At 73.2% G+C, this 21281-nt stretch carries 18 protein-coding genes; 11 read left to right on the forward strand and 7 right to left on the reverse strand.

Going from position 1 to position 21281, the window contains the following annotated elements; all coding sequences use genetic code 11:
- The first annotated feature begins 14 nt into the window (after nucleotides 1-14).
- The 3 genes from J7E94_RS09315 to mug all read left to right on the forward strand — a co-directional run bounded on the left by J7E94_RS09315 (nucleotide 15) and on the right by mug (nucleotide 2847).
- A complete protein-coding gene (locus J7E94_RS09315) occupies nucleotides 15-797 on the forward strand; it encodes an SGNH/GDSL hydrolase family protein (protein ID WP_215013985.1) in 783 nt (260 codons plus the stop codon).
- A gap of 71 nt (nucleotides 798-868) precedes the next feature.
- Nucleotides 869-2302, forward strand: coding sequence for an adenylosuccinate lyase (gene purB / locus J7E94_RS09320; protein ID WP_215013987.1), 1434 nt, complete (start codon nucleotides 869-871; stop codon nucleotides 2300-2302).
- Nucleotides 2299-2847 (forward strand): G/U mismatch-specific DNA glycosylase, encoded by a 549-nt coding sequence (gene mug / locus J7E94_RS09325; RefSeq protein ID WP_215014070.1) that lies wholly within the window; start codon nucleotides 2299-2301, stop codon nucleotides 2845-2847. Before purB ends, mug begins: the two co-directional genes overlap by 4 nt.
- Before the next feature lie 130 nt (nucleotides 2848-2977).
- Here the strand turns inward: mug and J7E94_RS09330 are convergent, their stop codons facing one another.
- The 3 genes from J7E94_RS09330 to J7E94_RS09340 are packed head-to-tail and all read right to left on the reverse strand — an operon-like array spanning nucleotide 2978 to nucleotide 5175.
- Nucleotides 2978-3415, reverse strand: coding sequence for a hypothetical protein (locus J7E94_RS09330; protein ID WP_215013990.1), 438 nt, complete (start codon nucleotides 3413-3415; stop codon nucleotides 2978-2980).
- A 40-nt stretch (nucleotides 3416-3455) separates the two neighbouring features.
- Nucleotides 3456-4208 carry an ABC transporter permease gene (locus tag J7E94_RS09335; RefSeq protein WP_215013992.1) on the reverse strand — a complete coding sequence of 251 codons (753 nt, stop codon included), beginning with the start codon at nucleotides 4206-4208 and terminating at the stop codon, nucleotides 3456-3458.
- A gap of 52 nt (nucleotides 4209-4260) precedes the next feature.
- On the reverse strand, nucleotides 4261-5175 hold the full coding sequence (locus tag J7E94_RS09340; RefSeq protein ID WP_215013994.1) for an ATP-binding cassette domain-containing protein: 915 nt from the start codon (nucleotides 5173-5175) through the stop codon (nucleotides 4261-4263).
- Nucleotides 5176-5283: 108 nt separating this feature from the next.
- On the opposite strand from J7E94_RS09340, the gene J7E94_RS09345 reads away from it, so the two are divergent.
- The 3 genes from J7E94_RS09345 (at nucleotide 5284) to J7E94_RS09355 (ending at nucleotide 8373) form a co-directional block, all read left to right on the forward strand.
- Nucleotides 5284-6459, forward strand: coding sequence for a sensor histidine kinase (locus J7E94_RS09345; protein WP_215013996.1), 1176 nt, complete (start codon nucleotides 5284-5286; stop codon nucleotides 6457-6459).
- A 4-nt stretch (nucleotides 6460-6463) separates the two neighbouring features.
- Nucleotides 6464-7114: a response regulator transcription factor gene (locus J7E94_RS09350; protein WP_215013998.1), complete on the forward strand. Its 651-nt coding sequence runs from the start codon at nucleotides 6464-6466 to the stop codon at nucleotides 7112-7114.
- A gap of 101 nt (nucleotides 7115-7215) precedes the next feature.
- Nucleotides 7216-8373, forward strand: coding sequence for an ROK family transcriptional regulator (locus J7E94_RS09355; RefSeq protein ID WP_215014000.1), 1158 nt, complete (start codon nucleotides 7216-7218; stop codon nucleotides 8371-8373).
- A gap of 272 nt (nucleotides 8374-8645) precedes the next feature.
- On the opposite strand, the gene J7E94_RS09360 is transcribed toward J7E94_RS09355, so the two are convergent.
- Entirely contained in the window at nucleotides 8646-9422 is a 777-nt protein-coding gene (locus tag J7E94_RS09360; protein WP_215014002.1) for a GntR family transcriptional regulator, read from the reverse strand.
- 295 nt (nucleotides 9423-9717) lie between these two features.
- On the opposite strand from J7E94_RS09360, the gene J7E94_RS09365 reads away from it, so the two are divergent.
- From J7E94_RS09365 to J7E94_RS09380, 4 genes are all read left to right on the forward strand, one after another.
- The gene (locus J7E94_RS09365) at nucleotides 9718-10569 is read left to right on the forward strand and encodes an alpha/beta fold hydrolase (RefSeq protein ID WP_215014004.1); all 852 of its coding nucleotides are present in this window, start codon (nucleotides 9718-9720) and stop codon (nucleotides 10567-10569) included.
- 106 nt (nucleotides 10570-10675) lie between these two features.
- Entirely contained in the window at nucleotides 10676-12274 is a 1599-nt protein-coding gene (locus J7E94_RS09370; protein ID WP_215014006.1) for an alkaline phosphatase, read from the forward strand.
- Nucleotides 12275-12417: 143 nt separating this feature from the next.
- A complete protein-coding gene (locus J7E94_RS09375; RefSeq protein ID WP_215014008.1) occupies nucleotides 12418-13902 on the forward strand; it encodes a GNAT family N-acetyltransferase in 1485 nt (494 codons plus the stop codon).
- Between the two features lie 163 nt (nucleotides 13903-14065).
- Nucleotides 14066-15769 (forward strand): DUF885 domain-containing protein, encoded by a 1704-nt coding sequence (locus J7E94_RS09380; RefSeq protein WP_215014009.1) that lies wholly within the window; start codon nucleotides 14066-14068, stop codon nucleotides 15767-15769.
- A gap of 140 nt (nucleotides 15770-15909) precedes the next feature.
- On the opposite strand, the gene J7E94_RS09385 is transcribed toward J7E94_RS09380, so the two are convergent.
- Nucleotides 15910-16440, reverse strand: coding sequence for a rhodanese-like domain-containing protein (locus J7E94_RS09385; RefSeq protein WP_215014011.1), 531 nt, complete (start codon nucleotides 16438-16440; stop codon nucleotides 15910-15912).
- 94 nt (nucleotides 16441-16534) lie between these two features.
- On the opposite strand from J7E94_RS09385, the gene J7E94_RS09390 reads away from it, so the two are divergent.
- Nucleotides 16535-16981 (forward strand): Lrp/AsnC family transcriptional regulator, encoded by a 447-nt coding sequence (locus tag J7E94_RS09390; protein ID WP_215014013.1) that lies wholly within the window; start codon nucleotides 16535-16537, stop codon nucleotides 16979-16981.
- Between the two features lie 49 nt (nucleotides 16982-17030).
- On the opposite strand, the gene J7E94_RS09395 is transcribed toward J7E94_RS09390, so the two are convergent.
- Both J7E94_RS09395 and J7E94_RS09400 read right to left on the reverse strand, forming a co-directional pair.
- On the reverse strand, nucleotides 17031-20042 hold the full coding sequence (locus tag J7E94_RS09395; RefSeq protein ID WP_215014015.1) for an AAA family ATPase: 3012 nt from the start codon (nucleotides 20040-20042) through the stop codon (nucleotides 17031-17033).
- Entirely contained in the window at nucleotides 20039-21208 is a 1170-nt protein-coding gene (locus J7E94_RS09400) for an exonuclease SbcCD subunit D (protein WP_215014017.1), read from the reverse strand. The genes J7E94_RS09395 and J7E94_RS09400 overlap by 4 nt, the downstream gene beginning before the upstream one ends.
- Nucleotides 21209-21281 lie beyond the last annotated feature (73 nt).

Raw genomic sequence — 21281 nt, forward strand, 5'->3', positions numbered from 1 at the left:
AACATCGCTCCGACATGGAGATGATTGCGTCTTACACCAGTTTTGTCGCGGTCGGCGACTCCTTCACCGAGGGCATGTCCGACCTGCTCCCCGACGGCTCCTACCGGGGCTGGGCCGATCTGCTGGCCGCCCGGCTCGCGGCGCGTGAGCCCGGATTCCGCTACGCGAACCTCGCGGTCCGCGGCAAGCTCATCGGGCAGATCGCCGAGGAACAGGCGCCGGTGGCCGCGGCCATGGGCGCCGATGTGGTGACCCTGGTCGGCGGGCTGAACGACACGCTCCGCCCCAAGGTGGACATGGGCCGCGTCCGGGCCCATCTGGAGTCGGCCGTGGAACTCCTCGCCCCCTCCTGCAAGCACCTGGTCCTGATGCGCTCCCCGGGCCGCAACGGGCCGGTGATGGAGCGCTTCCGGCCTCGGATGGAAGAGCTCTTCACCCTCATCGACGAGCTCGCGGCACGGCATGGCGCCCGGGTCGTGGACCTGTACGGGGCCCCGGCCCTCGGGGATCCGCGGATGTGGGACGTGGACCGGCTGCACCTGACGGCCGAGGGCCACCGGCGGGTGGCGGAGGCCGTCTGGCAGGCGCTGGGCCTGCCGACCGAGCAGGACTGGCGCGCAGAACTGCCCAGCGCGGTGCCGCCAGGCTGGGCGGTCCGCCGGGCCCAGGACCTCAGCTTCGCCCGGCAGCACCTGATCCCGTGGGTCGGCCGCCGCCTGACGGGCCGCTCCTCCGGGGACGGCCGCCCGGCCAAGCGCCCGCAGCTGCTGCCGTACGCGGGCTCGCCGGTCTCGTAGCAAGGCACAATCGCCAGTGGTGCCGCTACCTGCGTAAACGCACAGCCGATGCCCAAGTAGAATCCCTCCACGTGACTGCCAAGCCCCGCATCCCCAATGTCCTGGCCGGCCGCTACGCCTCCGCGGAGCTCGCCGTCCTGTGGTCCCCCGAGTACAAGGTGACGCTGGAGCGGCGGCTGTGGCTCGCCGTGCTGCGCGCCCAGAAGGACCTCGGCATCGAGGTCCCCGAAGCGGCCCTCGCGGATTACGAGCGCGTCCTGGAGACCGTCGACCTCGCCTCCATCTCCGAGCGCGAGAAGGTCACCCGGCACGACGTGAAGGCCCGTATCGAGGAGTTCAACGCCCTCGCCGGTCACGAACACGTCCACAAGGGCATGACCTCCCGCGACCTCACCGAGAACGTCGAGCAGCTCCAGATCCGGCTCTCGCTGGAGCTGGCCCGCGACCGTACGGTCGCCGTCCTCGCCCGCCTCGGCAAGCTGGCCGGCGAGCACGCCGAGCTGGTCATGGCCGGCCGCTCCCACAACGTGGCCGCGCAGGCCACCACGCTGGGCAAGCGCTTCGCCACCGCGGCCGACGAGCTGCTGGTCGCCTACGACCGCTTGGAGAACCTCCTCGCCCGCTACCCGCTGCGCGGCATCAAGGGCCCGGTCGGCACCGCCCAGGACATGCTCGACCTGCTCGGCGGCGACGCCGCGAAGCTGGCCGACCTGGAGCAGCGGATCGCCGCCCACCTCGGCTTCGCCCAGGCCTTCACCTCGGTCGGCCAGGTCTACCCGCGCTCGCTCGACTACGACGTGGTCACCGCCCTGGTGCAGCTGGCCGCCGCCCCCTCGTCGATCGCCAAGACGATCCGCCTGATGGCCGGCCACGAGCTGGTCACCGAGGGCTTCAAGCCCGGCCAGGTCGGCTCCTCCGCGATGCCGCACAAGATGAACACCCGCTCCTGCGAGCGTGTGAACGGCCTGATGGTCATCCTGCGCGGCTACGCCTCGATGACCGGTGAGCTGGCCGGCGACCAGTGGAACGAGGGCGACGTCTCCTGCTCCGTGGTCCGCCGGGTGGCCCTGCCGGACGCGTTCTTCGCTTTCGACGGCCTGCTGGAGACCTTCCTGACCGTCCTCGACGAGTTCGGCGCCTTCCCGGCGGTCGTGGCCCGCGAGCTGGACCGCTACCTGCCGTTCCTCGCGACCACCAAGGTCCTGATGGGCGCGGTGCGGGCCGGGGTCGGCCGCGAGGCGGCCCACGAGGTCATCAAGGAGCACGCGGTGGCCTCCGCGCTCGCCATGCGCGAGCAGGGCGCCGAGCGCAATGAGCTGCTGGACAAGCTGGCCGCCGACGAGCGAATGCCGCTGGACCGTGCCCAGCTTGACGCCCTGATGGCCGACAAGCTGTCCTTCACCGGCGCCGCAGGCGACCAGGTCGCGGCGGTGGTGTCGCGCATCGAGACGATCGCCAAGCAGCACCCGGAGGCCGCCGGGTACGCACCGGGGTCGATCCTCTGACCCCCGACGAGCTGAACGCCGCCCGTGACCGCGTCCTCCCGGACGTGGTCGCGGGCGGTCTGCGTGTGCTCTTCTGCGGCATCAACCCCGGTCTCCTCTCCGCGGCGACGGGCTACCATTTCGCCCGCCCCGGCAATCGCTTCTGGCCCGTCCTGCACCTGTCGGGCTTCACTCCGCGCCGGCTGGCCCCCTCGGAGCAGGAGGAACTGCTGACCTACCGCCTCGGCATCACCAACGTCGTGGCCCGGGCCACGGCCCGCGCCGACGAGCTGAGCGCCGAGGAGTTCCGCGAGGGCGGCCGCATCCTGACGGCCAAGGTGGAGCAGCTCCGCCCCCAGTGGCTGGCGGTTGTCGGTGTCACCGCCTACCGCACGGCCTTCGGGGAGCGAAGGGCGCACATCGGCCCCCAGGAGCGGACCATCGGCGCCACCCGCATCTGGGCCCTCCCCAACCCCAGCGGCCTCAACGCCCACTGGACCGCCGAGTCCATGGCCCAGGAGTACGCCCGCCTCCGCGCCGCCGCCGAGTCCCCCGAGGGACCCTAGAACGGGCCGATCCGGGTCGATCCGGGTCGCTCGGGCGGCCGTTGCTCATGAACCGGAGCGAACGCGGCAGCGGCTCGCCCGCTATGCAGACTTCGCTGGTCAACGTCGTGAGAACCCCGATGACAGCGCCTCACGGCGGGTCGATCACGGTGACCCCTGCCATCAGCAGGTAGGGGTCCTCGGAGTCCCACTGAGCCACATAGGCCACCAGCCACCGCTCCTCGGCCCGCCACAGGTGCACGTGGCCGGTGGTGTTGCTCATCTCGTCCCATGGCTCCGGTATCTCCTCCCCGTCGAGCCCTCTGTCCAACAGCGATAGCAGGCTGAAGACCTGTGCCTCTCCCCACCGGTCGGTCAGGGCCTGGGTCAGCGCCCCGTATTCGGCATTGATCTGGTCGGTCGCCTCGATCCGCGCCGAACCGTCGTCCTCCCAGAAGTCCGCGGTCCGGGCGACCTGGGCCAAGTGGTAACCCGGGCCGCTGCTCTGCCCGCCGGACCGGACCGGCTCAGCGGGGAACTCCCGTACCCGGAGCCGTTCGATCGTGTCGAGATGCTCTGCCGTGGTCATGTCGTCAGTATCCCGATCTCCACTGACAACTGGCCTGTCGTCATGCTGCCCGGCGCCGCACCGCGATCCAGCCGGCGGCCAGTGCCGCGAGCGACCAGAGGGCGGCCACCCCGAGCCCGCTCCAGGGTCCGAGCGACCCCTGCGGGTCCATCCGCATCACCAGCTGTCCCGCCCGGTCGGGCATGAACTGTCCGGCGCCGCCCACGACCTGACCGACGATGAAGGGCACGATCAGGATGAAGGGTATGAGCAGGCTCATCACGAGGGTGCCGCTGCGCACCAGCGCCGTCAGACCGGCGGCGAGCAGCGCCATCAGCATGAGGTAGACACCGCTGCCGAAGACCGCCCGCAGCGTGCCGGGATCGCCCAGGCCGAGCGCGTACTCACCCATGAGCGCCTGCCCCGCCACGAAGGTGGCCAGCCCGGTGACCTGTCCGACGAGGAAGGCCAGCGCGGCGATCACCGCGACCTTCGACAGGTACAGCCGGGTCCGGTTCGGCACCGCGGTGAGCGAAACCCTGAGCGCTCCGCCCCGGAACTCGCCGGCGAGGGCGGTGGCGCCGAAGGCAATGGCCGCTATCTGGCCGAAGTTGATCCCGAAGAACGCGCCGAGCAGCCGGTCAGCCCCCATGGATGCCTCGTCGGCCGTCCCGACAGCGGCCGCGGTGAGGGCCGTGATGCCGGCCGTGGCCACGAAGACGGCTATGAGGGACCCGAGGACCGAACGGGCGGACCGTATCTTGATCCATTCCGAGTGCAGGACGGGAAGGGTGGGCAGGGCGGCCGCGCTCATGGCAGGCCTCCGTTCAGGGTCGGTCGGAAAGCGGTCAGGGACGGCCAGGCGGTCAGGCAGCGGAGGAGGAGAACTGGGCGCGCCCGGCCGTGAGGTCGAGGTAGGCCTGCTCCAGCGAGGCGCGCTCGTCGGAGAGTTCGAGCAGCGGGACTCCCTCGCGGGCGGCGAGCGCTCCGACCGCCTCGGCCTGGATGCCGTCCACGGTCCACCGCCCGTCCTCGGCGGCGTCCAGCCGGAAACCTTGGTGCTCCAGGGCCGCTCGCAAACCGTCCGGGTCGGAGGTACGCAGCCGCACCCTGGGGGTGCTGCGGGCGTCGATGAACTCCCTTATGGAAGTGTCGGCGAGCAGCCTGCCCCGCCCGAGCACCACCAAGTGGTCGGCGAAGGAGGCGGTCTCCGCCATCAGATGACTGGAGACGAGGACCGTACGCCCCTGGGCGGCGAGAGCGCGCATCAGCTCCCGGATCCAGATGATGCCCTCGGGGTCGAGTCCGTTGGTCGGCTCGTCCAGCAGGAGCACGCCCGGGTCACCCAGCAGCGCGGCGGCTATCCCCAGCCTCTGACGCATGCCCAGCGAGAAGGTCTTGACCCTCCGCCGCGCCACCGAAGCCAGGCCGGCCTGCTCCAGCACCGCCTCCACCCGCGCCTTCGCAATGCCGTTGCCGGCCGCCAGCACGAGGAGGTGGTCGCGGGCCGTCCGCCCGCCGCGGGGCGCCTGCGGATCGAGCAGGGCTCCCACCTCGTACAACGGGGCTTGGAGGTCGGTGAATCGGCGCCCTCCGATGGTGGCAGTGCCGGAAGTGGCCCGCTCGAGCCCCAGCAGCAAACGCATCGTCGTGGACTTGCCGGCGCCGTTGGGGCCCAGGAACCCGGTCACCCGACCGGGCAGGACATCGAAGGTGAGGTGGTCCACGACGCGATTGGTGCCGTAGTCCTTGGTCAGTTGGCGGATCTCGATGCGGTTCATGGATTCAGATTCGCCCGCCGCCCCCCTCCCTTCCCTCCCCCATGCGAGGGTGCCGTCTCCCCCACGTGGGGGAGACGTCCGCGGCCCGGCCACTGTCACGATGGACGCATGTACCGACTGCTCCGTGCTCCGTTCCGACCGGTGACGTACTCGCGCTGGCTCCACCTGTGCGTTCCCCTGCTGCTGCTCGCCATCTGGATGTTCATCAATCCCGCGTGGCCGTGGGCTCCCCTGCTGATCGTCATACCGTTCGGATTCGTGCCCTGGGTCCGGCTGGCGGAGGGGCTTCAGGCCCAGTTCCTGCTGACCCCCTCCGATCGCGGTTCCGCCGACAGCAGCATCAGCACCGCGCCGTCGGCACGGTGGAGCGACCGGTGGCGGACGCTGCTGTGGCTGGAGATACGGCTGGTCGTCGCGGGCGCGGCCATGTTCGCGACGGTCTGGCTGCCGGTGATGAGCGTCGAGCTCATCGCGACCGCACTGGGGCACTCGCTGACCGCCGATCCGATGCTGCAGTTCATTCCGCCCCGCTGGGCCGCGGCACTGCTGGCGCCGGTCCCGGTGATCGTGCTCTTCGCCGTCGTGGTGCTCCTCGGCGAGGTGATCACCGCGATCGCCCGCCGGCTGCTGGGGCCTTCGGCGGCCGAGCGGCTGACCGCCCTGGAGGCGCGCACCGAGCAGCTGCTGGAGCGGACCCGGATCGCGCGGGAGCTGCACGACTCCATCGGGCACGCCCTCACCGTGGCCGTCGTTCAGGCGGGAGCGGCGCGGGCGGCGCAAGACCCCGCCTTCACCGACCGCGCGTTGAAGGCGATCGAGGACACGGGCCGGACCGCCTTGGAGGATCTGGAACGGGTACTCCTGGTGCTGCGGGAGTCTACGCAACCGGCCTCACAGCGGCCCACCCTGGCGGAGGCGGACCGGCTGCTGGAGTCGGCGCGGGCCTCCGGGGCCACCGTGGACGCGCGGCTGACCGGACCACTGGAGAAGCTGCCGGGACCCGTCACCCGGGAGGGGTACCGGATCCTTCAGGAGGCCCTGACCAATGTGCTGCGGCACTGCGGCCCCGTGCCGGTCCGGGTGCGGGTGGAGATGACCGGCGGCCGGCTCGAGCTGGAGGTGACGAACCCGATGCCGGAGCGGCCCGCCGTTACCGTCGGCAGCGGCAGCGGGCTGCGCGGGATGCGGGAGCGGGCCGCACTGCTCGGCGGGGAGGCGACAACGGGTCCGTACGAAGGCGGCTGGAGAGTGCGCGCCCGGCTTCCGCTGGAGCGAATACGCTGACCCGATGCCGGTTACCGTACTGCTCGTTGATGACGAACCCCTGGTGCGCGCGGGTCTGCGTGCCGTCCTGGAGGCCCAGCCCGACATCAAGGTGGTGGGCGAGGCCGCCGACGGGGCCTCGGTCGTCCCGCTCGTACGGCAACTGCGGCCCGATGTGGTGGCGATGGACGTACGGATGCCCCTGCTCGACGGCATCGAGGCGACGCGGGCGGTCCTGCGCAGCGTGGACTCCCCGCCGAAGATCCTCGTGGTGACGACCTTCGAGAACGACGAGTACGTCTACCAGGCACTGCGGGCCGGGGCGGACGGGTTCCTGCTCAAGCGGGCCCGGCCTTCGGAGATCGTGCACGCGGTACGGCTGGTGGCTGAGGGCGAGACGCTGCTCTTCCCCGCCGCGGTGCGGGCGCTGGCCGCGGCGTACGGGAACCGGCAGGCCCGGGCCGTGCTGGAGCGGGCGGCCCTGACCGAGCGGGAGGAGGCCGTCCTGCGGCTCATGGCCAGGGGGCTGACCAACGTCGAGATCGGCCGCGAGCTGATCATCGGCGCCGAAACCGTGAAGTCCCACGTGAGTGCGATCTTGGCGAAGCTGGGGGCGCGGGACCGTACCCAGGCGGTGATCACGGCGTACGAGTCGGGGTTCGTCTCCCCCGCGTGAGGGACGGGCCGCGTTCCGGCCGATGGGGGGCTGGTTCTCGCCGCCGCGACGGGGGCGCAGTACGATCCGGCTGACAAGCTCGCTCGCTGGGAGGACACACGTTGGGGCAGCTGACCGGCGGAGATCCCTCTCTGCTCCGGCGGATCAATTCCGCCGTGGTGCTCCGGGCGCTGCGCGCGGCCGAATCTCCGACCCTCACCGACCTGACACGGGTGACCGGGCTCTCCCGGCCCACGGTCGAGGGGGTCGTGGAGGGGCTGATCGGTACCGGGCTCGTCGTCGAGGCCGATGCGGAGGAGGGCGCGCGCCGGCAGGGGCGGCCCGCACGGAGGTTCCGCTTCCGGGCCGAGGCGGGGCACCTGCTCGGCATCGAGATCGGCTCGCACCGGATCGCCGTCCTGCTGTCCGGGCTGGACGGGCGGATCATCGGCGCCGGCACCAAGGACGTCGCCGAGTCGGCCTCCGCCGACGAGCGGCTGGAGCGGGTACGGGCGGCGGTCGCGGATCTGCTGCGCCGGGCCGGGGTGCCCCGGGACTCGCTGCGTGCTGTCGGCGTCGGCAGCCCCGGGATCGTGGAGGCGGACGGCACGGTCCGCCTCGGTACGGCGCTGCCCGGCTGGACGGGTCTGCCGCTCGGGGAACGGCTGCGGCGCTCGTTCCGCTGCCCGGTGCAGGTGGAGAACGACGCCAACGCGGCGGCGGTCGCCGAGCACTGGAAGGGGGCCGCGCGGGACACCGACGACATCGTGTTCGTGATGGCGGGGCTCAGCCCGGGCGCGGGCTCGCTGATCGGCGGCCGCCTGCACCGCGGCTTCGGCGGGGCGGCCGGCGAGATCGGCGCGCTGCACCTGCTGGGCCGGGAGGTCACTCCCGAGAGGTTGCTGTCGACCACCGGTGAACCTCTGCATCCGCTGGACGAGCCCGCCGTCGCCGAGGTCTTCGCGATGGCCAAGCGGGGCGACGAGCGGGCGGTGGCCGCTGTGGAGCGGTTCCTCCAGCGGCTGGTGCACGACGTGGCGGCGCTGGTCCTGGCGATGGATCCGGAGCTGGTCGTCGTCGGCGGCTGGGCGGCCGGGCTCGACGGGGTGCTGGATCCCCTCCGCCAGGAGCTGGAGCGCTACTGCCTGCGCCCGCCCCGGGTGGCCCTGTCCCTGCTCGGTGAGGCCGCGGTGGCGACCGGGGCGCTCCGGCTCGCGCTGGACCACGTCGAGGAAGAACTCTTCGCGGTGGAGAAGACGGTCACAGCCCGCCGCCGGTGACCCACCGCCCCGGGCAGGACCCGGGCACGCCTGCCCGCCACCGCCGACCGACAGCCCGGGGCAGGCGCCGGACTCGGCCGTCCGCTACCGCCGACCGATGGCCCCCGGCAGGAGCCGTCTCGGCTGTCACGCCGCTGGTCGGTGGCACGGGCAAGATGCGGCACGGCTGCCCCCACCGCCGACCACAGCCCCCGGGGGAGACGGGTTGCCGTCGGCCGGACATGGCGGTGCCCGCCGGCTGCGGCCGGCGGGCATCGGAGGACGGGGGCGTGTCAGGAAGCCACGCGCGGTTCGTGGGTGATCTCGACGTCGCCCGAGTCGCCGAAGGTCAGGCGGCAGGTGTCGGCGCGGTAGGTGGCCACGGACACCGCGGCCGTGCCCGCGGCGGTGAAGTACCGGGTGGTGACCAGGAGGACCGGGGCGCCGGGCAGCCGGTCCAGCTCCTTGGCGTCGTCGGCGCGGGCCGAGCCCAGCTCCACCGAGCGGTCCTGGCCTTCGAGGACCAGCCGCTGGAGCTCGCGCAGGACGGCCCGGGCGCGGGCGGGGCCGGCCGGGGCCTCGATGGCGGTGAGCCCGGGCACGGAGACGGCCGGCACGTAGAGCAGTTCGGCGGCGACGGCCTGGCCCTGGGTGACGCGGGTCCTGCGCACCGTGTGGACGGGCTGGTCGGCGGCGAAGGCACCGGCGCCGCCCGCACCGAGGAGCGCGCGCACCGCGGCCGGCGGCAGGGTCTCGGCCGCGTCCACCGGCTCCCAGCCGTCGACGCCCTCGGCGGGCCAGCTGTGCTGCGTACCGCCGACGGCGACGCCCACACGCGGCGGGGCGACCGTGGTGCCGACTCCGCGGCGGCGCTGGAGCCGCCCCTCGAGCTCCAACTGCTCCAGCGCCTGGCGCAGGGTCGCGCGGGCGACTCCGAAACGGGCCGCGAGCTCACGCTCGTTGGGCAGGACCTCGCCGACGGCGAAGTCCTGGTCGAGCGCCTCGCTGAGGACGGTCTTGAGGTGCCAGTACTTCGGCTCCGGCACCGTTTCGAGCTGCGTGGTCCCCACCCTGACTCCTCCTGCCATCGCCGCACTGGCCGCACTCGCCGTGTTCCAGCGGCAGTTCCGCGCCTTTGTTTATTAAAGGTTCCTTCACTATCCCTGCGACGATAGGGCGGCGCACCCCCTTGGTCAAGACCAATGCTCAGGCCTTTGCCGGGCAGATCGGGCATACGTATCAAGCCGTTCACGGGGTGTTCTCGTGTGCCCCGAAGGCTTGTAGTCAAGGGCTACCGGACGGTAATCATGGCGGTACGCAGTACTGACAGCCTGTCTCACACGCGTCCACCCGACGAGGAGCAGCATGACCGCCACGGTCTCCTTCACGATCGATTCGCCGCTGGGCCCGCGCACCGCCACCGTCGCCTACGAGCGCAAGGGCGCCGGCGAACCGCTTCTCCTGCTGCACGGCATCGGCCACCACCTCCAGGCCTGGCAGCCGGTGACCGACATCCTGGCCGCCGAGCACGATGTGATCGCGGTCGACCTCCCCGGCTTCGGCGCCTCGGAGCCTCTGCCCGAAGGGGTTCCGTACGGCCTGGGCACCGTCGCCCCCGCGCTCGGTGCACTCTGCGCGGCGCTCGGCGTCGAGCGTCCCCACGTCGCGGGCAACTCCCTCGGCGGCCTGCTCGCGCTCGAAATGGGCCGCGGCGGCCTGGTCCGTTCCGTCACCGCTCTCTCCCCCGCAGGGTTCTGGACCGAGGGCGAGCGCCGCTACGCCTTCGCCACCCTCCTCGCGATGCGCGCCGGCGCCAGGGCGCTGCCCCGCCCCGCGGTGGACCGGCTCTCGCGCAGCGCCGCCGGTCGCACGGCGCTCACCGGCACCATCTACGCCCGCCCCGCCCGCCGCTCGCCCGCGGCGGTGGTCGCCGAGACCCTCGCCCTGCGCGACGCCACCGGCTTCGAGGAGACCCTGGCCGCCGGCGGCTCCGTACGGTTCACCGACGACGTGCCCGGCCTGCCGGTCACCATCGCCTGGGGCACCCGCGACCGGCTGCTGCTGCGCCGCCAGGGCGTGCGTGCCAAGCACACCGTCCCCGGCGCCCGGCTCGTCCGGCTCCCGGGCTGCGGCCACGTGCCGATGAACGACGATCCGGCGCTCGTCGCCCGGGTGATCCTGGACACGGCTCGGAGCGCAACGCGCCCGACGGAATGAGCCGCTGACGGCTGTTCACCCGGGGTTCGCGTGGGAGACGCGGCCGGGCCGGTGTGCGGCGGCACGCTGGTCCGGCCCGTCCTCGCCGGCCTCTGGAGACACACCGATGGCATCTAACCCGCACACCCGACGGACCCTGATCGGCGGTTCCCTCGGCCTGTCGTCCGCGCTGCTCGCCGCTCCGGCGTTCGCGGCCCCCGCCCTCGCGGCCCCCGCCTTCGCGGCCCCCGCCTTCGCCCGCTCCGGCCGGCCGTGCGCGCCCTGGGGCGTCCAATCCGGCGAGATCACCGCCCATTCGGCCACGGTCTGGACCCGATCCGACCGCCCCGCGCGGATGTACGTCGAGACCTCCCCGAGCGAGGCGTTCCGCTACGCCGTACGCCGCCACCGCGGCCCGCTGCTCGGCCCGGCCACCGACTTCACCGGCACCACCGTCCTGCGCGACCTCCCGCCCGGGCAGCAGATCCACTACCGGGTCCTCCTGGCCGACCCCGACGACCCGCGGCGCACGGGCGAGCCGGTCCGCGGCAGCTTCCGCACCACACCCGTCTCCCGCCGCCGCGACGTTCGCTTCCTGTGGTCCGGCGACCTGGCGGGCCAGGGCTGGGGCATCAACCCGGACCTCGGCGGCTACCGGGTCTTCGACGAAATGCGGCTGCTCGACCCCGACTTCTTCCTCTTCAGCGGGGACACGATCTACGCCGACGGACCGATCCAGGCCGCCGTGCCCCTGCGCGACGGCAGCCTGTGGCGCAACGTCACCACCGAGGAGAAGGCGAAGGTCGCCGAGACCCTCGCCGAGTTCCGCGGGAACTTCCGCTACAACCTGCTCGATCGCAACCTGCGCGACTTCAACGCCCAGGTCCCGGTCCTGGCCCAGTGGGACGACCACGAGGTACGCAACAACTGGTACCCCGGCCAGCTGATCGACGACCCCCGCTACACCGTCAAGGACGCCGACACGCTCGCCCGCCACGCCCGCCAGGCCTTCGGCGAGTACTTCCCCGTCACCGACCTGCGCGGCGGCCGCGCCGAGGGCCGGATGTACCGCGTGATGCGCTACGGCCCGCTGCTCGACGTCTTCGTGCTCGACATGCGTACCTACCGCAACGCCAACTCCCCCGGCACCCGGACCGAGGACCCCGTCGGCATCCTCGGCTCCGAGCAGCTGGCCTGGCTCAAGCGCGAGCTCTCCCGCTCCCGTGCGACCTGGAAGGTGATCGCCGCCGACATGCCACTGGGCATAGTCGTCGCCGACGGAGCGGTGAACTTCGAGGCCGTCGCCCAGGGTGACCCCGGCGCCCCGCTGGGCCGTGAGCTCCAGATCGCCGAACTCCTGCGCCACATCAAGCACCAGCGCATCACCGGCACCCTCTGGCTCACCGCCGACGTCCACTACACCGCCGCGAACCACTACGCGCCCGAGCGGGCGGCCTTCACCGACTTCGCGCCGTTCTGGGAGTTCGTTTCCGGCCCGATCGGCGCGGGCGGCTTCCCTGCCGGGCGGCTCGACGCCACTTTCGGCCCGGAAACGGCGTACGTCCAGTCGGCCCCGGTCGCCAACATGTCGCCCTCGGAGAACCCCCCGTACTACGGCGAGGTCGGCATCGACGGCGGCAGCGGGGAACTCACCGTCCAGCTGCGGCGGAAGGGAGGCGGCGTACTCTTCACCCGGACCCTGCAGCCCGGTCGCGTGGGCCAGTAGCCGGCAGATCCGTGCTGCCGAGGGGCCCGTCCGCGCAGCGGAAATAGGCCCGAAAACTGGATGAAATCGGCCAGATGGATACTTAACCAGTCGGTCACAGACCGTTCGTGATCACGCAACACCCTTACGCCACAGTGTTGTGCATGACTGACCGTATGCATGCCTCAGCCCGGCGTCCACAGCGTGCCCACCGCCACCACTGGCGCCGCGACGTCGTCGAACTCGCCGCCCTCTTCTGCGCCGTCGCGGTCGCCGACGGCATCGCCAACCTCGTCGTGCACGGCCCAAGGGGCCCGATCCTGCTGGTCGCCTCGGCCGTCGCACTCCTGGTCACCGCCGCCTTCCACACCTGGTGGGCGCGGCGCCACAGTCATGCGCCGCCGCCGGAGGGCACACCGCCCCCGGCCACGTCCACCGCCGCCACCACCGAGACCGCGACCACCGCGACCACCGCGACCACCACCGCTCTGTGGCGGATGCGCACGACCGTCCGCGACGAGCCCGGCTCCCTGGCCGCGCTCTGCACCGCCCTCGCCCGGAGCAGGGTCGACATCCTCACCCTCCAGACCCACCCGCTCCCCGAGGGCGGCACGGTCGACGAGTTCCTGCTCCGCGCCCCGCAGGAGCTGCCCTCCGCCGACCTCACCCGCGCCATCGCCGGCGCCGGCGGCCACAGCACCTGGATCGAGCGCGCCGACGCCCACGACCTGGTCGACACCCCGACCCGCGTCCTGGGCCTGGCCACCCGCACCGCCCTGGACGCCGCCGAACTCCCCCTCGCCCTGCGCCAGCTGCTCGGCCGCTGCACCATCCACTCCCTCCCGGCGACCACCCTCTCGGGCCGCCCCAACGCCGGCGCCGACGCCCCCGTCGAAGGGGTCCTGGAGGCCACCGTGATGCGGCTGCGCGACCCTTCGGGCGGCGCGATCACCGTGGAGCGGCCGTACCTGCCCTTCACCCCGACCGAGTTCGCCCGCGCCCGCGCCCTGGTCGAGCTCGACGCCCGGCTCGGCCCGCGCGTCCCGCGCAGCCAGGACGTGCTGACGCTGCCCGAGGGCAACGAGATCACCGTGCGCCGGGCCGACGGCTCCGACCAGGCCGCGGCCCGCGCGATGCACGACCGCTGCTCCGAGCGCACCCTGTCGCTGCGCTACCACGGCCCCGTAGCCGACGCCGACCGCTACCTCGGCCACCTCCTGAGCCCCCGCTTCGGCCGCACCCTCGCCGCCACCACCGCCTCCGGCAAGCTGGTCGCCCTCGGCCACCTGCTGTGGGACGGCGACGAGACCGAGGTCGCGCTGCTCATCGAGGACGACTGGCAGCGCCGCGGCATCGGCTCCGAACTGCTGCGCCGGCTGCTCTCGATGGCCGTCGAGGCCGGCTGCGACAGCGTGTACGCCGTCACCCAGGCCTCCAACACCGGCATGGTCGCCGCCATGCGCGGCCTGGGCCTCCCCCTCGACTACCAGATCGAGGAGGGCACCCTGGTGATCACGGCCCGGCTGGACGCCACCCCGGTCAGGTCCCGGCTGCCCTACGAGCTCCCCGCCGAGCTCCCGTACGAGCGGCAGCACGAGCTCCCGTACGAGCTCCCGCGCGACCGGCAGACACCGCGGGGCCGCCACTGAGCCCGCCCGGTCCGGACACCCCCGATCCGCGGGCCCTTCTGCCCGTACCGCCCGCGGATCGGCGGCGTACGACGGCGCACAGCGGCAGCACCACTCCCCCGCGTCAGCAGGCTGACGCCCCATGGTGATGACGCGACCCCGTCTCGCATACGAAGATGGCCGCATGTCAGAGATCCTCCACAACGGCAGCGCCTCCCGGCTGCCCCGCCAGGTGGCCGACGCGTACGTCGACTACCTCATCGCCCTCGACCCGATCACGGGCACCTATCTGGGTGTCGCCGCGAGCTCCGGGAAACTCCCCGACTTCTCACCGGCCGGCCGCGCGGCCGTCGCCGAACTCTCGCGCACCACCCTCGCCCGCCTCGCCGCCGCCGAGCGGCTGCCCGGCGCCGACAGCGACACCGAGCGCCGCTGCACCCGCCTGCTCCGCGAACGCCTCACCGCCGAACTCGCGGTCCACGAGGCCGACGAGGACCTGCGCGCGGTCAGCAACATCCACAGCCCCGCGCACGCGGTGCGCGAGGTCTTCACCCTGACCCCCGCCGAAACCGACGAGGACTGGGCGGCGATCGTCGAGCGGCTGCGCGCCGTACCGGCCGCCTTCGCCGGCTACCGCGAGAGCCTCGGCCTCGGCCTGCAGCGCGGTCTGTACGGCGGCCCGCGCGCCACCACCACCATGATCGGCCAGCTCACCACCTGGGCCGGCGAGGACGGCGACGAGCCCGCCTTCTTCCAGGACTTCGCCTCCAACGGCCCCGATGCCCTGCGCTCCGAGCTGGACGAGGCGGCCGCCGGCGCCACCGCCGCCGTCACCGCGCTGCGCGACTGGATGAGCGCGGTCTACGCCCCGGCCGTCGAGGGCAAGCCGGACACGGTGGGCCGCGAGCGGTACGCCCGCTGGTCGCGCTACTTCAACGGTACGGACCTGGACCTGGACGAGGCGTACGCCTACGGCTGGTCGGAATACCACCGGCTGCTCGCCGAGATGAAGACCGAGGCGGAGAAGATCCTCCCGGGCGCCGGTCCATGGGAGGCGCTGCGGCACCTGGACGACCACGGCACCCACATCGAGGGCGTGGACGAGGTCCAGGCCTGGCTCCAGGGGCTCATGGACGAGGCCATCGAGAACCTCGACGGCACCCACTTCGAACTCGCCGAGCGCGTCCGGAAGGTGGAGTCCCGCATCGCCCCGCCGGGCGGGGCCGCGGCCCCCTACTACACCTCCCCCTCGGAGGACTTCTCCCGCCCGGGCCGCACCTGGCTGCCCACCATGGGCCAGACCCGCTTCCCCGTGTACGACCTGGTCTCCACCTGGTACCACGAGGGCGTTCCGGGCCACCACCTCCAGCTCGCGCAGTGGACGCACGTGGCCGACCGGCTCTCGCGCTACCAGGCCACCGTGGGCATCGTCAGCGCCAACGCCGAGGGCTGGGCGCTGTACGCGGAACGGCTGATGGACGAGCTGGGCTACCTCAAGGACGCCGAGCAGCGCCTGGGCTACCTGGACTGCCAGATGATGCGCGCGGCGCGGGTCATCGTGGACATCGGCATGCACCTGGGCCTCGAGATCCCGGCGGACTCGCCCTTCCACCCGGGCGAGACGTGGACCCCGGACCTCGCGCAGGAGTTCTTCGGCCTGCACAGCGGCCGGCCCGCGGAGTTCGTGGTCAGCGAGCTGACCCGCTATCTGTCGATGCCGGGGCAGGCGATCGGGTACAAGCTGGGCGAGCGCGCCTGGCTGCTGGGCCGGGACAACGCGCGGGCCGCGCACGGCGATGCCTTCGACCTGAAGGCCTGGCACATGGCGGCCCTGTCGCAGGGTTCGCTGGGGCTGGACGACCTGGTGGACGAGCTGTCGAAGCTCTGACGGCCCCGCGGCAGTCACACCTCACGCGTTACACGTCTCACGTCACATGACGTACGGACGGGCCACTCGCCTCCCCTGGGAGCGAGCGGCCCGTCCGTATCCATTCCGTGCGTGTCGCGTCCGTACGTCAGCAGCCGCAGTCAGCAGCCGCAGTCGTCCGAGTCGGTCGGCGCGGTCAGCGGGTCCGCCTCGGCGCGCTGCCGCCTGCCCTGCCAGCTCTCGACCTCGAAGCCCTCGCGGATCCAGTACTCGATGCCGCCGAGCATCTCCTTGACCTGGAAGCCGAGTTCGGCCAGGGCGAGGGCGGAGCGGGTGCCGCCGTTGCAGCCGGGGCCCCAGCAGTACGTCACCACGGGGATGTTCTTGTCGAGGAGCCGCTCGGCCTGCTCGGCAATGAGGGCCGTGGGCAGGTGGATGGCGCCCGGCACGTGGGCCTGGTCCCAGGACGGCGTGGAGCGGGAGTCGATCAGCTGGAAGCCGAGCTCGGCTCCCTGCTCACGGTGGGCCTTGAAGGCACTGGCGACATCCGACACGTCCGCGTGGAAGGCGAGGCTCGCCGCGAAGTAGGCGGCGGCCGCGGCCGGGGAGGCCGGCGGGACCCGCAGCACGGGGTTGGCAGTGGCGGGCGCGGTGCTGCCCGACTCGTTGAACTGCGTCTGTGTCGTCGTCATGGCTCAAAATCTACGATCTGTTGATCCTGCCAGGAAGCGCTTTTCCCCGGCCTTTCCCTTGTCGGGCCGGGGAATCCCCTGCTAGACCTGCCCCATGACCGACTATTCCCCTGACGCCACCGACTGGCGGATCCTCGAAGCCCTCCAACGGGACGGCCGTGCCAGCTTCACCGAGCTGGCTCGCTCGGTGTCGATGTCCGCGAGCGCCGTCACCGAGCGGGTCCGCCGTCTGGAGGAGGTCGGCATCATCACCGGCTACACGGCCGTGGTCGATCCGGAGAAACTCGGCAAATCGATCCTCGCCCTGGTCCGGCTCCGCTACCCGCACGGCAACTACAAGCCGTTCCACGACTTCCTGGAGGCCGCGTCCGAGATCCTGGAGGCCCACCACGTCACCGGCGACGACTGCTTCGTGCTGAAGGTCGCCGCCCGCTCGATGGCGCACCTGGAGGAGGTCACGGGCCGGATCTCGGGCCTCGGCCCGGTGACCACCAGCATCGTCTACTCGTCGCCGCTCCCCCGCAGGCCGCTCAGCCCATGAGCCACACAGCCCCTGAGCCGCGCAGCCCCTGAGCCCCGGCCGGCAGGCCTCAGCCCGTGTGCGCCGGCGTCCGGTGGCGCACCACCGAGCCCCCGCGCTGCTTGACGATCTCCAACTGGGCCTGCACCCGGGTCCGCAGGTCGGCGACGTGGCTGACGATGCCGACGCTGCGGTCCCGCTCGCGCAGCGAGTCCAGTACGTCGAGCACCTCGTCCAGCGCCTGGTCGTCGAGGCTGCCGAAGCCCTCGTCGATGAAGAGGGTGTCCAGCCGCATGCCGCCCGCCTCGTCCGTGACCACGTCGGCGAGGCCCAGCGCGAGCGCGAGCGAGGCGAAGAAGGTCTCGCCGCCGGACAGCGTGGCGGTGTCCCGCTCGCTGCCGGTCCAGGCGTCGACGACGTGCAGCCCCAGGCCGGAGCGGCCCCGTCCGCTCGCCCGCGCGTCGGAGTGGACCAGGGTGTAGCGGCCGCCGGACATGCGCAGCAGCCGTACGGTCGCGGCGGCGGCGACCTGCTCCAGGCGGGCCGCCAGCACGTACGCCTCCAGCCGCATCTTGCGCTCGTTGTCGGCGGAGGTGCCCGCGGTCAGACCGGCCAGCCGGGCCACCCGCTCGTAGGCCTCGCGCAGCGGGCCCAGGGCGCGCAGCTCCTGCTCGGCCTGCCGGGAGAGCCCGTCGAGTTCCTTGCACCGGACCCGGGCCGCGTCTACGGCGGATCCTGCGGTACGAAGCTTCGCCGCGGCCTGGGCTGCGTAAGCCTCGGCCTCCTCCGGCGCGGCCGGAGGCAGGGCTGCCGCCGCGGCGGTGTCGGTTTCGCCGAGGCGGTCCGCCAGCATGGCCTCCTCTGCCTGCCAGGCGTCCATGCGGCGTTGGAGCGCGGTGCGTTCGTACTCGGGGAGCACCGCGTCGGCCGCGGCCTCGACGGTGTCGAAGCCGGCCTTGAAGGCGGCGTCGGCGAGCTGGTCGTCGGCCTCCTTCAGCCGGGCGGCGGTGGCCTCGGCCCGGCGCAGCGAGGCGGCGGCGCCGGTGACCATCCGGACCCGGTCCTCCAGGGTCCGGGAGCGGGCCGCGACGGTGGGGGCGCCATCCCGTACCAGGGCGAGCTCGGCCTCCAGCGAGGCCTGTTCCCGGTCCAGGGCCTCGCGGCGGGAGACCCTGGCCGCGGCGCGCTCGGCGGCTGCGAGCCGGTCGGCGCTGCGCGCGGCGTGCTCGCGCTCGGCGCGGGCGAGGTGCTCCCGGGCGGCGTGCAGCCCGGCGGCCGCGGCGTGGGCGGCGGCATGACGGGCGCTCAGGTCCGAGGTCAGGGCGAGGAGTTCCTCGGTGGTGGCGTCCCCGGCGGCGGTCGCGGCTTCGGTGCGGGCCTCGTCGACGGCGGCGAGCCGGCGCTCGACGGCGGCCCGGGCCGCCTCCGCCTGCTCGAAGAGGGCGTGGGCGGCGTCCTCGGCGGCGCGGTCCACGTGGCCGGGAGCCGGCCGGGCCGGAGCCGGGTGCTCCGCCGATCCGCAGACGCTGCAGGCCTCTCCCGCCACCAGCGCCTCGGCCAGCTCGGCGGCGATTCCGCGCAGCCGGGCCTCCTTGAGCTCCAGCCAGCGCTCGCGGGCGGCGGCCGACTCCTCGCGTACGGAGAGCAGTTCGCCGGCGGTCCGCTCGGCGGTGGCGGCCAGCTCGTCCCGCCGCCGGGCGGCGTTCAGGTGCATCCGGGCCGGTTCCAGCCTGCCCGCGAGCTGCTCGGCCAGGGTCGCGGCCTGCTGGGCGGCGTCCACGCGCTCCGTGAGGGCGGCCCGGGTGGCGTCCCAGCGCTCCAGCCAGTCGGCGGATTCCCGGTACTGCTCCTCGGCGGCGCGGGCCTCGCGCTCCAGGTCGGCCCGTTCGCGGCCGATCTCGGCGCTGCGCTGCTCGGAGCGATGGGCGGCGCCCAGTGCTCCGAGGTCCTCGCGCAGCCGCTGCTCGACGGCGGCCAGCTTCTCGGTGCCCGCCTCCCGCAGCGGGGGCGGCAGCTGCGCCCGGGCGGCCGACTCCGCGTGCGCGGCGGCCAGGTGCGCGGCCGAGGCCGCTCCGCGCAGTTCCAGGGCGGGGGCGACGAGGGCGCCCCGCCGGGCCCGGTCCAGCAGCTCCCGCACGCGTTCCCGCTCGGGCGCCGCCTCGGCGAGCACGGCGGCCCGGCGGGCGGTCTCGGCGTGGCGGCGCTGGAGCCGGTCGAGCTCCCGCGCGTCCTCGGCGGCCCGCCGGGCGGCGGCGTACCGGCCCTCGACGGCGGCCAGCGCGTACTCGGCGACGGTGAGCCGCTCCCGGGCGGCGCACCGGGCGACGGCTGCCCAGGCCCGGACGGCCTCGGCGAGTCCGGGGTCCCCGGGCTGGTGCCCGGGCAGCGGCCAGGCCCGCAGGTCGGCGCTGTCCCCGGCGGCCTGGGCGAGCCGCTGGGCGGTGTGGAGGACCTTCTCGTCGCCGGCGCGCACCTTGGCCTCGGCGGCCCGGCGGCGTTCGCCGAGCAGGGCCTCGACGGCGGCGAAGCGGCGGGTGTCGAAGAGCCTTCCGAGCAGCCGGCCGCGGGCTGCCTCGTCGGCCCGCAGGAAGCGCGCGAACTCTCCCTGCGGCAACAGCACCACCTGGCAGAACTGCTCGCGGCTCATGCCGAGCAGCTGCTCGATCTCCTCGGCGATCTCCTGGTGGGACCGGCTGAGCGCCTGCCAGCCGTCGGGGGTGTGCTCGCGCAGCCAACTCTGCGCCTTGTCCTTCGTCGTCCCGGTGCCGCGCTTCTTGGGCCGGTCCTGTTCGGGGCGCCGGGTGATCTCCAGGCGGCGGCCGCCCGCGGTGAGTTCGAGGGTGACCTCGGTGGGGGCGTCGGCGGCCGCGTGGTCGCTGCGCAGGCTGGTGCCGGGGGCCTGGCGGGGGCCCGGCACGGAGCCGTAGAGGGCGTAGCAGACGGCGTCCAGGACGGAGGTCTTCCCCGCGCCGGTGGGCCCGTGCAGGAGGAAGATCCCGGCGCCGGACAGGGCGTCGAAGTCGATCTCCTGGGGTTCGGCGAAGGGGCCGAAGGCCGTGACTTCGAGCCGGTGCAGCCTCATCGGTGGGTCTCCTGCCGGCTGTCCTCGGCCCGTACGGTGTCGAAGGCGCCCTGGAGCACGGCCCGTTCGGCCTCGTCGGCGTGGCCGCCGCCGCGTACGTGGGCGACGAAGTCCTCGGCGATCTCCTGGTCGCTGCGGCCCTTGAGCCGCTGGGCGTAGGAGGCGCCGGCAGCCTCCGCGCGGCCCTCGGGGTCGAAGGCGAGGCTCAGGGTGTGCGGGAAGCGGGCGGTGAGCCGGGCCATCGGGTCCTCGGGGCGGACGGGGTCGGTGAGGGTGGCCTCGACCCAGGCGTCCTCGTGCGCCGCGTACGCCGGGTCCTCCAGCAGGTGGTCCAGCGGCCCGCGCAGCCGCGCGAGGGCACGAGGCACGGGGGTGTCGATGCGCTCGGCGCTCACGAGCTCCCCTGCCCCGCCCAGTTCGATCAGCCACATGGTCTTGCGGTGGTCGCCCTCGGAGAAGGAGTAGGCGAGCGGGGAACCGGAGTAGCGGACCCGTTCGTTGATCGTCTGGCAGCCGTGGAGGTGGCCGAGGGCGGCGTAGTCCACCCCGTCGAAGACGGAGGCGGGCACGGCCTCGACTCCGCCGACGGTGATGTCGCGCTCGCTGTCGCTGGCCTGCCCGCCGGTGACGAAGGCGTGCGCCAGGACGACGGAGCGGGTGCCGGGCGGGCGGGTGGCGAGGTCGGCCCGGATCCGGTCCATGGCCGCGCCCAGCACCGCCTCGTGGCTCACCTTCTCGGCATCGAACTGATCTTTCACCAGGGCCGGTTCCAGGTACGGCAGCCCGTACAGCGCCACGTCACCGTGTACGTCGGCCAGCACCACGGGGTCGGCGCAGCCGGCCGGGTCGGTCCTGAGGTGGATGCCGGCCCGGTCGATGAGCCCGGCCCCGACCCCGAGTCGGCGGGCGGAGTCGTGGTTGCCGGAGATCATCACGGTGGGCACGCCGAGCGCGGCGAGCCGGTGCAGGGCCCGGTCGTACAGCTCGACGGCGGGCAGCGGGGGCACGGCCCGGTCGTAGATGTCACCGGCGACGAGGAGGGCGTCGACCTCGCGCTCGCAGACGGTCTCGACGAGGTGGTCGAGGAAGGCGGCCTGGGCTCCGAGGAGGTTCACGCGGTGGAAGGACCGGCCGAGGTGCCAGTCGGAGGTGTGCAGCAATTTCATGAAATCGCCCTGACCTGCACGTTTACCCCTACTGCGCCTCTAAAACCAGCACGAACCAGCACGGGGCTCGCCG

Source organism: Streptomyces sp. ISL-94 (genome assembly GCF_018614075.1).
GTDB lineage: Bacteria > Actinomycetota > Actinomycetes > Streptomycetales > Streptomycetaceae > Streptomyces.

What these genes read in the sequence shown, in the direction of transcription:
- J7E94_RS09385 (WP_215014011.1), bottom strand. Translation starts at nt 16,440, where the DNA reads ATGACGACGACACAGACGCAGTTCAACGAGTCGGGCAGCACCGCGCCC.
- J7E94_RS09380 (WP_215014009.1), top strand. Translation starts at nt 14,066, where the DNA reads ATGTCAGAGATCCTCCACAACGGCAGCGCCTCCCGGCTGCCCCGCCAG.
- J7E94_RS09340 (WP_215013994.1), bottom strand. Translation starts at nt 5,175, where the DNA reads ATGAACCGCATCGAGATCCGCCAACTGACCAAGGACTACGGCACCAAT.
- J7E94_RS09395 (WP_215014015.1), bottom strand. Translation starts at nt 20,042, where the DNA reads ATGAGGCTGCACCGGCTCGAAGTCACGGCCTTCGGCCCCTTCGCCGAA.
- J7E94_RS09330 (WP_215013990.1), bottom strand. Translation starts at nt 3,415, where the DNA reads ATGACCACGGCAGAGCATCTCGACACGATCGAACGGCTCCGGGTACGG.
- J7E94_RS09375 (WP_215014008.1), top strand. Translation starts at nt 12,418, where the DNA reads ATGACTGACCGTATGCATGCCTCAGCCCGGCGTCCACAGCGTGCCCAC.
- J7E94_RS09370 (WP_215014006.1), top strand. Translation starts at nt 10,676, where the DNA reads ATGGCATCTAACCCGCACACCCGACGGACCCTGATCGGCGGTTCCCTC.
- J7E94_RS09365 (WP_215014004.1), top strand. Translation starts at nt 9,718, where the DNA reads ATGACCGCCACGGTCTCCTTCACGATCGATTCGCCGCTGGGCCCGCGC.
- J7E94_RS09400 (WP_215014017.1), bottom strand. Translation starts at nt 21,208, where the DNA reads ATGAAATTGCTGCACACCTCCGACTGGCACCTCGGCCGGTCCTTCCAC.
- J7E94_RS09315 (WP_215013985.1), top strand. Translation starts at nt 15, where the DNA reads ATGGAGATGATTGCGTCTTACACCAGTTTTGTCGCGGTCGGCGACTCC.
- J7E94_RS09390 (WP_215014013.1), top strand. Translation starts at nt 16,535, where the DNA reads ATGACCGACTATTCCCCTGACGCCACCGACTGGCGGATCCTCGAAGCC.
- J7E94_RS09350 (WP_215013998.1), top strand. Translation starts at nt 6,464, where the DNA reads ATGCCGGTTACCGTACTGCTCGTTGATGACGAACCCCTGGTGCGCGCG.
- J7E94_RS09345 (WP_215013996.1), top strand. Translation starts at nt 5,284, where the DNA reads ATGTACCGACTGCTCCGTGCTCCGTTCCGACCGGTGACGTACTCGCGC.
- J7E94_RS09335 (WP_215013992.1), bottom strand. Translation starts at nt 4,208, where the DNA reads ATGAGCGCGGCCGCCCTGCCCACCCTTCCCGTCCTGCACTCGGAATGG.